Genomic DNA, 14,746 nt, shown 5'->3' on the forward strand with positions numbered 1-14,746 from the left:
GCCCCGGCCGGCCGCACGGGGAGGTGCGGCCGGCCGGGGCGGGTCGTACCGGCCGGGGTCAGGCGCCGGCGCGGTAGGTCGAGGTGAACGTCCAGTCGCCGGAACCGACTTCGTAGATCCGCTCCCCGTCGGCGGAGCGGACGAAGCGGGCGCCCTTGGGCGCGGCCACGTCACCGGAGGTCACCGGCACGTGCACCTCGGCCGTGGTGCCCGCGGGCACGGTGAGCCGCAGCCGGTACGCGTCCCCGTCCAGGCGCCAGGAGGTGCCGGCGGTGCCGTACGGGGTGCGGTACGAGCCGGAGGCGGAGGTGAGGCCGGCGACGAGGGCCGGGGCGACGAGGAGTTCGCGGTAGCCGATGGAGCCGGGTGCCTGCTGGATGCCCGCGAGGCGGGCGGTGAACCAGGCGTCGATGGCGCCCAGCATGAAGTGGTTCTGGGACTGGCCGGGGCCGCCGTCCCAGCTCTCGCCGAGCGTGGTGTTGCCGTGCAGCACCTGGTAGCCGTAGCTGGGGCTGGTGGTCTGGGTGGCGATCCGGCCGACGACGTCGTCGTGCCCGGACTCCGAGAGCACCCGGAAGGCGGCGGGCAGCGAGATCTCCCCCAGGTTCAGGTGGAAGTCCGCCGCCTCGACGCTCGCGACGAAGTGGCCGAGCAGCCGGTCGCGCTGGTCGGCCGGGACGGCTCCCATGTCGAGGGCGAGCGCCTCCGCGCCGTGCCCGCCGCCGCCGAAGGTGCCCTGCGCGGGGTCGTAGTACTTGTCCGCGAGGGCCTTGGCGCTCGCGTCGGCCTTGGCGCGGTACCCGGCCGCGGCGTCCTGGTCGCCGAGGAGCGCGGCGATGCGGCTCATGGCGTCGACGACGCGCCAGTAGCCGTAGGTGCCGGCCACCGCGCGGGGGAAGGTGGTGTCCGGGGTGAACCAGTCGCCGAGGCCGTAGTCGAGGATGCCGTCGGAGACCTTCTCCTCCAGGAAGGTCACGTACTTCCGCATCTGCGGGTAGTAGGTGGCGAGGGTCTCCTGGTCGCCGTAGGTGGTGTAGAGCTGCCACGGCACCAGGACGAAGGCACCGCCCCAGTTGGAGTCGTTGCGGTAGCCGCCGGGCAGGGCCGTGTACTCCGGGGTGGTGGAGGTGATCAGGCCCTCGGGGGTCTGGCCATCGGCCATGTCGCGGACGATCTTGCGGAGCTGGGACTCCATGTCGTAGTTCGCGGCGAGGGTGGGGAAGACGAGCTGGTCCTGCTCCAGCCAGCCGAGCTTCTCGCGGCTCGGGCAGTCGGTGAGGACGCTCATCATGTTGCCCTCGATGGAGCGGCGGATGAGGGAGTGGATGCCGTTGACCAGGTCGTTGGAGCTGGTGAAGTCACCGGCCGAGGTGTTGTCGGTGTGCAGGACCTTGCCGCGGACGGTCACCGTCGCCCCGGCGGACAGGCCCTTCAGCTCCAGGTAGCGGAAGCCGTGGTAGCCGTACTCGGGGTGCCAGGTCTCGGCACCGGAGCCGCTGGTGGTGTAGCTGTCCCACAGGGGCCCGCCGACGTTGCTGATGGACTGGAAGGCGTGACCGTCCTTCAGGCTCTCGGCGGGCACGATGCGGACGGTGGTGCCGGCGGGTGCCCGCACCGTGATCTCGGGCCAGCCGGCGATGTTGCGGCCCAGGTCGAAGACCCGGCTGCCCTCGGCGCCGGGCACCTCCTTGCCGGTGAGGGTCTCGACGACCCGGATCGGCTCGGTCTCGCGGGCGCTGAGCAGGGCGGGCGCGTCCGCGGTGCCGGGACCGGCGACGGTCACGGCCTTGTCCCAGCCGGCGCGGCTGCCGCGGGGTTCGTCCCAGTGCGGAACGGCGCGGCGCGCGTCGTAGTCCTCGCCGCCGTACCAGTTGGAGGACGTGGTGGGGCCGAGCGTTGTGCGCCAGTCGTCGCCGCTGCCGATGCGGCGGACGGTGCCGTCGGCCAGGGTGACCTCCAACTGGGCGATCAGCTTGGGGTCGCTGATGTTGCCGTAGAGCTTGCGGTAGCGGTCCGCGGTGCTGACGACGTTCGAGATGCCGTTGCCGAGGGAGACGCCGACGGTGTTGCCGCCGGTGCGCAGCAGGTCGGTGACGTCGTAGGTGGCGTACTGGACGCGCTTGGTGAAGGTGGTGTTGGCGGGTTCGAGGACGGCGTCGCCGACCTGCCTGCCGTTGATGGTGGCGTCGTAGACGCCGAGGCCCGAGACGTACAGGCGGGCGCTGCGCACGTGCTTCGGCAGGGCGAAGTCCTTGGTGAACAGCGGCAGTCCGGACGGCAGCCAGGGCTTCGGCGGCTGCTGGCCGGTGACGGCCGCGGCCTGGGTGAAGGGCCCGGTGGGGGTGTCGGCGGTGGCGAGGGTGTAGTCGGTGGGGAAGCCGGGGACGCGGCCGTCGTCGGTGAGGACGTCGGCGCGGGGGTAGAGGGCGACCTCGTCGAAGGTCTTCGCGGACTTCAGGTCGAGGGTGAGCGTGACGGGCTGCTGGGAGACGTCCGGTCCGGTGTGCGCCGCGCTGGAGTAGCCGGCGGCGGTCTGGAGGCCACTGTTGGGCAGGCCGTCCACGGCGAGGGCCGGTTCCCAGGTCTTGCGGAGGGTGGTGGACTCGGACGCGGTGACGGCGGCACCCTTGGCGAGACCCGTGGTGCCGGAGGCCGCGTCGCGGACGTCGATCTCGCCGAGCTGCAGGCGCCAGGTGCGGCCGGGGAAGTCCTCCTGCAGGGGCAGGCCGAGGCGGGTGACGTCGAGGCGGAGGTAGCGTGCCGTGGTGCGGGGCAGTGTGACGACCACGGGGGTGACGTCGCGTTTGCCGAGCTGCCAGTTGGCGTTGGTGATCCAGTCGGCCTGCCAGTCGCCGCTCTTGGTCAGGCCCGTCTCGAAGGACGCGGGCGTGCTCCAGTCGGCGGCGTGGTCCGCGCCGTGCGAACCCGTGGCGGACCAGAGCATGACGCGCCAGTAGACCCGGGTGCGGGAGCCGAGCTGCTCGCCGGCGTAGACGGTCTGCGGGACGGCGGAGGCGACCTTGCCGGAGTCCCACAGGTCGGGGCGGCCCTGCCGGAGCCTGGTGGGCGAGGTGGCGGCCTGAACCCGGTAGGCGGTCTGGACGAGCCCCGGTGAGCGGCCGGTGAGGGCCCAGCTCAGTTCGGGGGTGGTGTCGTCGATGCCCAGGGCCTGGGTGAGCTTCTGGTTGCGCAGGGCGGTCGCGGTCAGCGACGCGGGGGCGCCGGCCTCCGCGGTGACGGCGGTGGGCAGGATCGTGACGAGCGCGGTGAGACCGGTCGCGAGGGCGAGGGCCGGGGTACGCCGGGTGCCTGCGCGCGGGGGTCGGGGCATGCGGGTGCTCCTTGACGGCGGTGCTGTGGGCGGGGGCTGCGGGTCCGTCGCTGCGGGGGACGGCACGTCAGATCCGGCGCAGGGTGGTGGTGACCTCGCGGTGCGGGCGCAGGGTCACCGGGCCGAGGAGTCCGGACGGCAGGGGCTTGTTGCGCTCGTTCGACAGGGTGTTGGACACCCGCACCGTGAGGGTGTTCCGGCCCGGGCGCAGCAGCTCCGTCACGTCGGTGGTGTACGGGGCCCATGGCAGCGGGGGCAGTTCGGTTCCGTTGACGGTGACCGAGGCGACCTCCCTGACCTGGCCGAGGTCGAGGCGGAAGCCCCGGCCGTCGAGGGTCCCGGCGTCGAGGACGAGTTCGGTGGTGTAGGTGCCGCTGCCGGAGAACAGCGGTTCCACGGTCGTCCAGCTGCCGAGCGGGCCCGTGACCGGCGTGGCTCCGGCGCGCTGCAGGGTGAGCGTCCAGTCGCCGTCCACGGGGAGCGGGGCGAGCGGGTCGGTGACGCGTACCGTGCCCCGGTAGGTGCGGCCGCCGTCGGTGCCGGTGAGGACGTGGTCGCCGGGCGCGTCGAGGACGGCGGTGACGCGCAGGGTCTGGCCGGCGGCCTTGACGGAGGTGATGGCCGCTGCGGGCAGGGTGCTGTCCGTGAGGTGCGGAGCTTCCTTCGCGCCGGCGCGCACGACGACGGCGAGGGTCTCGTACGGGGCGAGCCGCAGCGGCAGGCGGATGCCACCGTGCTTCTGCTCCCGGTGGACGGGCGCCGGGCGCACGGTGCCGGTGACGGGGTCCCAGAGTTCGGGGGCGCCGGTGGCGGGGAGCACGGCGACGGTGTCGACCTGCACGGCGCTCTCGTTGTTGAGGAGGAAGGCGACGTCCTTGCCGCGCGTGGTGCGCAGCACCCGTACGGCCGGCGCCCGCGGTTCGAGGACGGCCGCGGCGACTCCCGCCTCCCGTGCCGCGTCCCCGAGGGCGGCGGAGTCCGCGACGCGGACGGCGGTTCCCGCGCCGACGCGGTGGCTGCCGGGGACGGTGTCGCCGAAGAGGCCGTTCAGCGCGCGCTCCAGGGTGCGGTCGCGCCCGCCGGCGTCCTCCTGGGGCAGGGTGCCGACGGCGACGACGGTGCCGCCCTGCCGGGCGAAGGCCTCGAGGCGGGTGACGGCGGCGGCGTCGAGGGTCGGGGTGACGGGGAGGACGGCCAGGTCGTAGCCGGCCTCGCCGACGACGAGCCGTCTCTGGTGGACGCGGGCGTGGGCGAGCAGCTCCGGGTCCCCGGAGAGGGCGCCCTCGTGGACGAGGTCGAAGTCGACCTGGGCGCTCTCCAGTGCGTACGCGGCGTCGGTGAAGGCGCCGTCGACCTCGCCCTGGCGGGTGGTGCCGCGCCACTGCTCGGCGGCCCGCTGCGGCTGGATCAGGGCGGTGCGGGCGCCGGAGGTGCCGCGGGCGACCTCCATGACGCGGCCGATCCAGTCGGCGATCGGCTCCATCGCCCACCACCAGGGTGCGCGCGGCCCGAACGGCGGCGGGAAGAAGACGCGTTGCTCGTCTGTCCACAGGGCGTGCAACACGGTGAGGTTGACGCCGCGGGCGGCGTTCGCACCGACCAGGGCCCGCACGAAGTCGGGCGCGACCTGCCAGCCCATGTTGCCGAAGCACTCCAACAGGGCCCGGTCGCGGCCCATCTGGTGGGCGACGCTGACCGGGTTGCGGGGGATCATGGTGGGCTGTCCCGCCACGTACTCGGCGGTGATGATGTCGCCGCCGGGCACCTGCGCCCACTGGTGGACCTTGTGCAGGTCGCCGGTGGAGACGATCCGCTTGGAGGGCGAGGTCTCGTCGTACAGCGGGTTGGTGATGAGTGCGACGCCGCGCTCGGCGTACCACTGGGACTGCTTGCGGAAGTAGCCGGCGAAGCGGTCCGAGACGGCCTGCCAGTAGCGGCCGCGGGTGATGCGGCCGGTACGGCCGAGGTCGTCGAAGGCCGTCGCGTAGGCGGTGCCGGGCTCGGTGCCGGTCTTCCGCAGGGCCGCGGCCAGGGTGGGCGACCACGGGAGGCGCTTGAAGTGCGCCTCGGCGGAGGCGAAGAACGGCTCGTCGTCCCAGAAGCCGGGGATGACGTTGCCGAAGTAGCGGGCGAACCTGCGGTGGTACTCGCCGGGCACGATGTCGAGGAACAGCTCCACCGGCTCGTCGTCGAGGAGGTCGACGTAGCTGCGGCTGTAGCCCTGGGAGTCGTCGACCAGCGGGGTGCCGCCGAACACGTCGATCAGCCAGTCGCCCTCGGGGACGCGCCAGGTGCGGCCTTCACCGAGTTCCCCGGTGAGTTCGACGACCTGGTCGCTGGAGGTGGCGCCGACCGGGCGGGCGGCGGCCGCGGCGGGGGTCGCGGCGCCGGCGGGCGGGATCCGGGCGGGGAAGTCGCCCGCGGCGGCGGGGTCGCCGAAGGCGGTCCGGGTGTGGAGGGCGGTGCCGTCGGCCGCGGTCACGACCAGGCTCGCCCACAGGGCGCGCTGCGTCCCGGTGGCACGGACGCCGACGCTGCCGGCGGGGTGCGTGGTGTCGGTGACGGTGCCCTTGGCCTTGCCGTCGAGGGTCACGGTCAGGGTGGAGCCGCTGACGGTCACGGCGAGGGTGTGGAACTTGGTCTTGTTGAAGCCGTCGGTGCGGGTGGAGCGGGCGAGCTCGACGGGGTCCCGGTCCTCCGCGAGGAGCGACACGGTGACCACGCCGGTCTGGTCGAACTCGACGGCGTAGCCCGCGGTGCCGTCGGCGGCGGCGCGTACGACGAGCCCGGCGGACACCTGGTCGGCCCGGGCACTGCCGGTGACGGTGTAGTCGCGCCACTCCTCTCCCCCGCGCAGCACGGCCGCGCCGCCCAGGACCGCGGCGTCGGCGACCAGCGAGGTGGTGTCCACGCCGACGCCGGTGGTGGTGCGCAGGTCGATGGTGGCGGGCCCGGAGACGACGGTGCTGGACCGCCACAGGGCCTTCAGCCGCAGGTCGGGGCGGGGCTCGTAGGTGCGTGAGCCGACCTGGCCGCCCTTGACGATGTACTCGCCGGATCGTCCGCTGGGGAAGTGGTCGTCGTTGAAGATCCACACCCGCATGCCGGTCTTCTCGGCGGTCCGCAGGACATGGCCGACGATCGCGAACCATTCCTCGGTGAAGAAGACCGGCTGCATCTCCGCGTTGTCGAACGGGAAGAGGACGACCTCGTACATCCCCTTGTCCCGCAGGTCCGCCATCTGGGCGTCGACGAGCTCCGGGGTGACGGGGCCGTTCCAGTACCAGTAGACCGTCGGGCGGCTGTCCCTGGCGGGGTCGGCGAAGCGGGCTGGCGACCAGGTCGTCCCCGTCGCACCGTGGTGCTGCTGCGCGGCGTACGCGGGGAGCGGGAGGCCGGAGGCGAGCGCGGCTCCGGTCATCCCTGCGGCGGCCACGAAACGGCGTCTGGACAGGGGGAGTTCAGGCATGGCGGTACTCCGTGAGGTGAGGGCGGGTGCAGTGGTGGGCGGGCCGGGGCGCTCGCGCCGGCCGTGTCAGGGGGCCGCGAGGGCGGCGACGTCGGCGGGCGCCAGGGCGCGGTTGTGCAGCCGGAAGCCGGCGACCGCACCGGTGAGGTAGGGGTGCGTGGGGTTCTGCGAGCGGCCGAGGTAGTTGTGCGTGGTCGTGCCGAGCAGCAGCGGGCTCGCGGCCATCGCCGCGTTCCGGCCGGCTTCGGCGCCGTCGACGTAGAGGATGCCGGCGCCTTCGCCGAGGGTGAGCGCGACGTGGGTCCAGCGGCCGGTGGGCAGCGGTGCGGCGGCGTCGATGACGTCCTCGGCCTCCATGCCGGCGATCTTCAGGGCGGCCCGGGCGCGTCCCGCGCCGGTGCGCGGGGTGAGGAACAGATAGGTGTCCTTGTGGTAGCCGAGGTCGAAGACGCGGGCGGAGTTGACCAGGACGTCCACCCGCACCCACATGCTGACGGTCAGTTCGGACAGCCCGGCGGGCAGGGCGGGGGCCAGGGCGACGTGGCCCCCGGCGCCGTCGAGGGTGACGGCGCTCCGGCCGCCCGGCCCGTCCGCGGTCCAGGAGGCGCCCGCGGTGAGCGTCGCGGGGGCGAACGTCCGGGTGGCGTCGGCGGCGCTGGTGCCCGTGCCTTCGTCGAGGGGGTAGCGGGCGACGTCGCGCTCGCGGCCGGCGCGGGGGGCGACCGCCCAGTAGACCGTGTAGTTCTCGTGGTGGACCTGGTGGAACGGCTTCAGGGTGACCGCGCCGCCGGCCGCATCGGCGGTGAACGCGCCGTCGCCGCCGCGCACGGGCCGCAGGGACTCCGGCCGGATCCCGGGGATGGTGGTCAGTTCCGTCGGGCCGTAGGCGCCGGCCAGCACGAGCGGACCGTACGACACCGAGCGCACCTGCGGGTTGTCGGGCGCGGGGCGCCACACGGGTTCGCGGGGCAGGGTGAGTTCGACGGTGTCCCCGGTCCGCCAGCGCCGGTCGAGGGTGAGGTAGGTGCCGGGCTCGACGCGGCCGGAGTAGGGGTGTCCGGCCACGCGTACCCGGGCCCGCCCCCGGCCGTCCGCCAGCCAGCCCGGTATCCGGACCTTGAGCGCGAAGCGGCCGTCGCCCTCGGCGACGGTGATGCCCACGGTGTCCTCGGACACGGTGTGCTGACGGATCATCACCCCGACCTGCGCCCCGTGGGGCCGCCAGTCCGCCTCGGAGGGGATGAAGAGGTTGACGTAGAGCGCGTCGCGGGACTGGAAGTAGATGCTGTCCGCGAACTTGGTGTGGGTCTCCAGACCGGTGCCGTGGTCGCAGGAGAAGTTGTCGTAGTCGCCGCTGTAGCTGCCGGGCTCCGCGCCGAGCCCGCCCTTGGGCTGCCGATGGGAGCCGGCCCACAGCCCGGTGTAGTACGTGACGAATCCGTGCTCGGAGTCGGGGTCCTGCTCGCCCAGCATCTGGTTGTACAGGGTCCACTCGTAGTGGTCCATGTAGGCGGTGCGGGACGGCTCGTGCAGGAACAGCTGCCGGCCGAGCTTGAGCATGTTGTAGCTGTTGCAGTTCTCGCAGGTGTTCTCCGACAGACGGCTGACGATCTCGTCCGGGGGCCCGAAGAGCTCCAGGTTGGAGTTGCCGCCGATGGCGTAGGTGTGGTGCTCCACGACGGTGCGCCAGAAGGTGCGCGCGATGTCGAGGTAGCGGCGCTCCCCGGTGGCCTCGTAGCCGAACGGCGCGCCGACGACCTTGGCGATCTCGGTGTTGGCGTGACGACCGGCCAGTTCGTCGCGGCCGGCGGCGAGCGGCGCGTAGAGCTCCTCGTGGTCGAAGCGGCGGGCGGTGCGCAAGTGTGCGGGGTCGCCGCTGACGAGGTGGAGACGGGTCAGCACGTCGTTCATCCCGCCGAACTCGACCTTGAGCACGGACTGCATGCGCTCGTACGGCAGCGGCGCGGTCCGCGCGTCCGCCCAGGCGGCCATCCCCAGCAGCACGGTCATGGCCTGCCGGTTGCCGCTGAGGGTGTACTGGTCGAGCAGCCCGGCCATGATCTTGTGCAGGGTGTAGTACGGCGCCCAGGGCTTGCCGCCCGCCTCCAGGCTGTCGAAGACCGACTCGGGGAAGGCCGACAGGTAGCCGTCGTGGAACCCGGCGGCGGGCGCGGCCGCCTGGCACTCGGCGAGTGCGGCGACGAGGACGCGGGCCTTGTCGGCGTGGTCCGCGTCGCCGGTCTGGGCGTGGGCCTGGGCGAGCGCGGACAGCAGGTGCCCGGTGGTGTGGCCGCGCAGCTGGACGTCCGGGGCCTCCCAGCCGCCGCAGGGCTCGGCGGACGAGGGCAGTCCGACGTTGCGGCGGAAGGTGTGCAGGAGCCGGTCGACGTCGACGAAGCGCAGGTAGGCGCAGGTGCGCCGCATGTTGTCGAGGAACGGGCTGTCCAGCAGGCGCACGGCGGACAGCGGCAGCGGGTCGAGCTTCGGACGCGCCGCGGGCACCGGCCCGCTCCGGACGGCGCCCGTCGGTTCGGGGGCGCTCGGCGCGGCGGCGGCGGGGGTCGCCTGGACGGCCTGCGTGGCAGCCGTAAGGGTCGCGGCCGCGGCGACGCCGGCGGTCAGCACGTTCCGGCGGGACGGCCGGGACGGAGGTGGTGCGGACATTCTCGGAACTCCTTCCGGGCGCGGAGGAGTACCACCGGTCGGCGGTTGGCCGGCGGCATGCGGCCGTGGAACGCGGTTGCCGGGCAGCCCGATGCCCGGCCACTGGCCTGAGAGCGAATGAATCGTTTTTAGAGCCAGCGGCAACCTAGGATGACTCCGCGGAGACCGTCAAGAGCGGCAGCCCAAACCATGGCCTGTGCGGGCCGCGGTGCCGACGGACCGTCACAAACTGCTGCACAAGGGAAGATAGCGCGGTGGCGAGCCGCCCCACGTGAGCGGGAAAGCGGCTTCCGATGTCTGGCGCCTTGTCGCGGTGCCCGCCGCCGCGTATCTTCCTGCCCGTCACATACTGAATCGTTCAAGTAGTGGAGAGGGGCGGTGGCCATCCCGGCCGCTCACCGGCGGCGGAAAGCGCTGGGGGATACTCCAGGCCGGCGAAAGGAAAAAGTCACCCATGACCACTGGCAGGATCTCCGCGGCCGCCGCCGGCACCTGGCTCCTCGGCGACATGAAGGTGAACCGGATCGGCTTCGGCGCGATGCGGCTGACCGGCAGCGCCGCCTTCCACCTCGGCACGCCCAGCGACCGGGACCGCGCGATCGGCGTGCTGCGCCGCGCCGTCGAGCTCGGCGTCGACCACATCGACACCGCCGCCTTCTACTTCTCACGGCTGCGTTCGGCCAACGAGCTCATCAACTCGGCCCTGGCGCCGTACCCGCAGGACCTGGTCATCGCCACCAAGGTGGGGCCCGCACGGGACGCCTCCGGGGAGTGGGCCACCGCCGCCCGGCCCGACCAGCTGCGCGGCCAGGTCGAGGAGAACCTGCGGCAGCTCGGCCGCGACCACCTCGACCTGGTCAACCTCCGCTTCATGGGCGGCACTTCCGTCGCCGAGCACTTCGGCGCCCTGGCCGAGCTGCGCGAGGCCGGGCTCGTCCGCCACCTGGGCCTCTCCAACGTCCGTCCCGAGCACCTGGCCGAGGCACGGGCCATCGCCCCCGTGGTGTGCGTCCAGAACCGCTACGGCGTCGACGCGCGCGAGAGCGACGACCTGCTGCGGGAGTGCGGCGCCCAGGGCATCGCCTTCGTGCCCTTCTTCTCCATCGCCGGCGGGGGCCGCGAGCAGGGGCCCGGCGCCGGCGGCGCCGAGAGCGACGCGGTGCTCGCCGTCGCGGCCGCCCAGGGTGTCTCGCCCGCGCAGGTGCGGCTGGCGTGGACGCTCGCGCAGGGTGACCACGTGCTCGCCATCCCGGGGACCGGCGATCCGGAGCACCTGGCCGACAACGTGGCGGCGGGCGCGCTGCGGCTGACGGACGAGGAGACGGCGCTCATCGACGCGGTGGGCCGCCCCGCCCGCTGACCCGGGACGGCCTTGGGCGTAACGACGGCGACCGTCAGTCGTGCGGGACGACCGCCACGGGCGCCTTGGCATGGTGCAGCACCGCATGGGTCACCGGGCCGATGTGCAGGCCGGCGGCCGCGTGCCGGACACGGCGGCCGACGACGACCAGTGAGGCGTCGGCCGCCGCCTCGACCAGATGGTGCGCCGCCCCGCCGACCAGGGAGTGCTCCACGACCTCGACGGCGGGGTACTTGGCCCGCCACGGCGCCAGCGCCTGGGTGAGCGCCTTCGCCTGGGCGTCGGTCAGCTCGTGCTCCAGGTCCAGGGCGATCGCCGCCGGGTTGTAGCCGTAGGAACCCGGCAGGTTCCAGCCGTGGACGACGCGCAGGGCCGTGCCGCGCAGCACGGCGGCCTCGAAGGCGAAGGCCAGCAGATCGTCGTGGGGACGGGCCAGGTCGATGCCCAGCACCACCTCACGGAAGGGCGTGTACTCCGAGACCAGCCCGTCGAGGTCCGGGCGGTGCTCGTCCTCGCCCGTCTCACCGGCCCGTACGAGGACGACCGGGCGGACGGCCTGCGCGACGGTCGCGGAGGCCACGGAGCCGACGAGGAAACCGGCGAGGGCGCCGAGGCCCCGGGAGCCGAGCACCAGCAGCTCCGACTCCTCGGCGGCGGCCGCGAGGGCCGCCGCGGGCTGCCCGCTCACGACCCCGGCGGAGATCTCCAGGTCCGGGTGACGCCCGGCGAGTTCGTCCGCGGCGTCGCGCGGCACGGACTCGGCCCACTGCCGCTGGGCGTCGGGGTCCACCGCGGCCACCGCCCCGGCCAGCGGGGCGTAGGCGGACGTGTACGGCTGCCAGTCGTACACGTGCACGAGCCTCAGGGGCAGTCCGCGGCGCAGTGCCTCGCGGGCGGCCCAGTCCGCGGCGGCCCGGCTCTCGGGCGATCCGTCGAGACCGGCTGTGACCGTACGGGACATGACGTGCCTCCTGGCGAACGGGACGAAGGGCGGGGGCTGTTCGCCCCCAGCTTCCCGCCGGCGACGGGCCTCCGGCAGGGGCCCGCCGGGCCCGTACGGGGGCCGACCGGCCCATGGGCGAAGGATGCCCCGCCCGGGACGGTGGGAGCAGGTCACCGCTGTGCTCAAGCGTACGGGTCGTGTACCGGCGCGGTGGCGGGGGGTGGCGGCCCTGCCTGTGCCGCCGGTCCGGCCCGGACGCCGTCCCGGCGGCGGCACCACGCCGGCCGCGGGACCCTGGAGGGGACGCATCCGCGACGTACGGAAGGACGTGACCGGTCATGACGCAGCAGCACGCGGCCGCCGCGGCCGGGGACATCGGGCGCCGGATCGCGAGCCGCCGGGAGGAACTGGGCCTGTCCCTGGAGGAGACGGCGGAACGCGCCGGCATCGCCCCGGGCTATCTGCGGTACGTGGAGCAGGAACCGACCGCGGCGCCGGGCAGCTCCACCCTGCACGGGCTGGCCACGGCGCTGGGGACGAGCGTGTCGGCGCTGAGCGGCGGCGAGGCGGAGCTGCCGCCCGGCCGGGGCCGCGCGGCGGGCCGGGCGTCACTGGTGGAACTCGGCCCCGGGGAGTGCTGGGCGTTGCTGTCCACGCACGGGGTCGGCAGGATCGGGCTGGACACGCCCGACGGGCTGGCGATCCTGCCGGTCAACTACACGGTCACCGAGGGCGTGATCGCCTTCCGCACCCATCCCGGGGCCACCCCCGCGGCGGCCGCGGACACCAGGTGCGCCTTCGAGGTCGACCAGGTCGACGAGGCCCTCAGCCAGGGCTGGAGCGTGCTCGTCCGAGGTGTCGCCTCCGCCGTCACCGATCCGGGGACCGTGCGGCGGCTGGCGGAGCGCGAGTACGCCGGCCCCTGGGCGGGCGGCGACCGCGACCTGTGGATCCGCGTCGTCCCGGCCAGCGTGACCGGACGCCGCATCCTGGTCGGCTGAGGAGGTTCCTCACCGCCGACCGCCCCGGCACCCCCGGCCGCCGCCCGCGGAACGCACGTTCAAGGCTGCACGGCCGGGCGCAGGGCAGCGCGCCCGGTGCGGACGGCCAGGCCGCCCTGCGGGGTGCACGTACGGCCGGCCCTGCGCGGGCCACCGCCACGACCTGCCGGACCCGGACGCCCCGGCAATGGCACCCCGGGCGCCGCGACATGCAGCGCCCGCGCACCGCCCTCACCGTCCGGCGGCGGAGCCGCGCACCACGGCGACCGGGCAGTGCGCGTGGTGCAGGACCGCCTGGCTGACGGAGCCGAGCACGAGCCCGGAGAAACCGCCGCGTCCGCGTGCGCCGACGACGAGCAGCTGCGCGGTCCGGCTCTCCTCGATGAGGGTCTCGCGGGTCGCGCCACGCACCGTTTTCGTGCGGACCGCGACCCCGGGGTGGCGCTCCCGCCGTCCCGCGATCGTCTCGGCCACCAGGCGTTCCTCGGTGCGGGCGAGTTCGCCCGGCTCGCTCGCGTAGGGCATCGCGGGGTCCTGGGGCGGCGGTACGGGCGTGTGCCACGGGGTCCACGCGTGCAGGGCGAGGAGTTCGGCGCCCCGCAACGCGGCCTCGGCGAAGGCGAAGCCGACGGCGTCCGCGCCGGCCGGGGAACCGTCGACGCCCAGCAGGACCGGACCGCCGGCGGCCGGCTGCTCCCGGACCACCAGGACCGGGCACTGGCCGTGCGCGGCGAGGTGCACCGCCGTCGAACCCAGCATCAGACCGACGAAGCCTCCCATGCCGCGGGACCCCACGACGACCAGTTCCGCGGCGCGCGACTGGGCCTCCAGCACGGTGAGGGGTTCCCCGGTCACCACGGCGTGGGTGACGTCCACGTCCGGTGCCGTGCGCCCGGCGCGTTCCACGGCCTCCGCCACCACCCGCTGCGCGGCGTTCCGCAGGCCGCCCTCGGACGGGCCCAGGGCCGGGGGTCCCAGCGGCACGTGCATGGCCGGCCACAGGAAGGCGTGCACCACCCTCAGTCCGGCGCCGCGCCATGCGGCCTCCCGGGCCGCCGTCTCCACCGCGGCAAGGCTCGAGGCCGAGCCGTCCGCTCCTACGACCACCAGACCGCTCACCGCGCCTCCTCGTCCGTCCTGCCCGTCGTCCGTCCCCGGCTTCCCCCGGCGCCGGCCGACGTCCGGGCCCCGTGCGCCGGTCAAGGGGCCGTCGGGGATCAGGCCCTGCGGTGGCCCCATGAGGGGCCGCTTTCCTCCCACTCGCGGCCCCAGGCCGCGGCGCGCCGGCGGTCGATCCGCAGGCGGACGACCCAGCGCCCGGCGAGGACCAGCGCGCAGGCGCCCGCGGCGGCGACCGAGCCGAAGACGACGCCCTGGGCCTCGGCCTGCGCAGGGGTGAGCCGGTTCTGCTGCAGCCGGCCGTCCGCGTCCAGCCAGACGGACGTGGTGGAACCCGCGGGGCTGCCCGGTTCGACGCGGGCCTGACCGGTTCGGGCGGAGCCGTCGGATGCGGTCCACCGGACGGTGGTGAGGACCTTTCCGATGGAGCCGGTGTACGGGTTCTCCACGGCCTTCGCGGCGTCCTCGGTGAGGACGGCCGTCGCCAGGTGGGTGCCCTGGCTCCGCCGCAGTTCGGACTGCTCCACCGCGGCCGCCGTGGCCGCCCCGGCCGCCGGGGCCCCGACGGCGATCAGCAGGGCCGCCGCCACGCCCGTCCAGGCCTCCAGGACATCCGACCGTCGCCGCAGCGGATTGCGGCGCCAGCGCCAGAACACCGCCCTGCCGCTCATGGCCGTGCTCCCTTCCCTGTCCGACGACCGTCGCACGCGCCGGCACTGCCGCAGCAGGGGCCACACGGATCATTTCCGCCGCAGGACGGGGCCGACCGGCCCCCGCGCGCACACGCGGCCGGCCCGCCGCCCGGCTGTGACGACCGTCACTCGCCGGCGATCGAACTTCCCGTGCCGCCCCGCGTCCT

Annotated in this window: 8 protein-coding genes; 2 read left to right on the forward strand and 6 right to left on the reverse strand. The window is 74.3% G+C overall.

What is annotated here, in order from left to right; all coding sequences use genetic code 11:
• Positions 1-58: 58 nt before the first annotated feature.
• From ACFYYN_RS35100 to ACFYYN_RS35110, 3 genes are all read right to left on the reverse strand, one after another.
• On the reverse strand, positions 59-3,331 hold the full coding sequence (locus ACFYYN_RS35100) for a family 78 glycoside hydrolase catalytic domain (RefSeq protein WP_500548924.1): 3,273 nt from the start codon (positions 3,329-3,331) through the stop codon (positions 59-61).
• Between the two features lie 67 nt (positions 3,332-3,398).
• Complete coding sequence (locus ACFYYN_RS35105) at positions 3,399-6,800, reverse strand: glycosylhydrolase-like jelly roll fold domain-containing protein (protein WP_500548925.1); 3,402 nt, start codon at positions 6,798-6,800, stop codon at positions 3,399-3,401.
• A 66-nt stretch (positions 6,801-6,866) separates the two neighbouring features.
• On the reverse strand, positions 6,867-9,464 hold the full coding sequence (locus ACFYYN_RS35110) for a glycoside hydrolase family 127 protein (RefSeq protein WP_500548926.1): 2,598 nt from the start codon (positions 9,462-9,464) through the stop codon (positions 6,867-6,869).
• A 454-nt stretch (positions 9,465-9,918) separates the two neighbouring features.
• Between ACFYYN_RS35110 and ACFYYN_RS35115 the strand changes: the two genes are divergently transcribed.
• Positions 9,919-10,824, forward strand: coding sequence for an oxidoreductase (locus ACFYYN_RS35115; RefSeq protein ID WP_500548927.1), 906 nt, complete (start codon positions 9,919-9,921; stop codon positions 10,822-10,824).
• A gap of 34 nt (positions 10,825-10,858) precedes the next feature.
• Here ACFYYN_RS35115 and ACFYYN_RS35120 read toward each other — a convergent pair whose 3' ends face one another.
• Entirely contained in the window at positions 10,859-11,785 is a 927-nt protein-coding gene (locus tag ACFYYN_RS35120) for a universal stress protein (RefSeq protein ID WP_500548928.1), read from the reverse strand.
• A gap of 320 nt (positions 11,786-12,105) precedes the next feature.
• Between ACFYYN_RS35120 and ACFYYN_RS35125 the strand changes: the two genes are divergently transcribed.
• Entirely contained in the window at positions 12,106-12,768 is a 663-nt protein-coding gene (locus tag ACFYYN_RS35125) for a helix-turn-helix domain-containing protein (RefSeq protein ID WP_500328857.1), read from the forward strand.
• A gap of 231 nt (positions 12,769-12,999) precedes the next feature.
• Here the strand turns inward: ACFYYN_RS35125 and ACFYYN_RS35130 are convergent, their stop codons facing one another.
• Together ACFYYN_RS35130 and ACFYYN_RS35135 are read right to left on the reverse strand one after the other, a co-directional pair.
• On the reverse strand, positions 13,000-13,887 hold the full coding sequence (locus ACFYYN_RS35130; protein WP_500548929.1) for a universal stress protein: 888 nt from the start codon (positions 13,885-13,887) through the stop codon (positions 13,000-13,002).
• Positions 13,888-13,985: 98 nt separating this feature from the next.
• Positions 13,986-14,558, reverse strand: a complete 573-nt coding sequence (locus ACFYYN_RS35135) for an Rv1733c family protein (RefSeq protein ID WP_500548930.1) — start codon at positions 14,556-14,558, stop codon at positions 13,986-13,988.
• Positions 14,559-14,746: the final 188 nt, after the last annotated feature.

The sequence above is a fragment of the Streptomyces sp. NPDC001902 genome, from assembly GCF_042891295.1.
Taxonomy (GTDB): domain Bacteria; phylum Actinomycetota; class Actinomycetes; order Streptomycetales; family Streptomycetaceae; genus Actinacidiphila.

What these genes read in the sequence shown, in the direction of transcription:
- ACFYYN_RS35100 (WP_500548924.1), bottom strand. Translation starts at nt 3,331, where the DNA reads ATGCCCCGACCCCCGCGCGCAGGCACCCGGCGTACCCCGGCCCTCGCC.
- ACFYYN_RS35105 (WP_500548925.1), bottom strand. Translation starts at nt 6,800, where the DNA reads ATGCCTGAACTCCCCCTGTCCAGACGCCGTTTCGTGGCCGCCGCAGGG.
- ACFYYN_RS35110 (WP_500548926.1), bottom strand. Translation starts at nt 9,464, where the DNA reads ATGTCCGCACCACCTCCGTCCCGGCCGTCCCGCCGGAACGTGCTGACC.
- ACFYYN_RS35115 (WP_500548927.1), top strand. Translation starts at nt 9,919, where the DNA reads ATGACCACTGGCAGGATCTCCGCGGCCGCCGCCGGCACCTGGCTCCTC.
- ACFYYN_RS35120 (WP_500548928.1), bottom strand. Translation starts at nt 11,785, where the DNA reads ATGTCCCGTACGGTCACAGCCGGTCTCGACGGATCGCCCGAGAGCCGG.
- ACFYYN_RS35125 (WP_500328857.1), top strand. Translation starts at nt 12,106, where the DNA reads ATGACGCAGCAGCACGCGGCCGCCGCGGCCGGGGACATCGGGCGCCGG.
- ACFYYN_RS35135 (WP_500548930.1), bottom strand. Translation starts at nt 14,558, where the DNA reads ATGAGCGGCAGGGCGGTGTTCTGGCGCTGGCGCCGCAATCCGCTGCGG.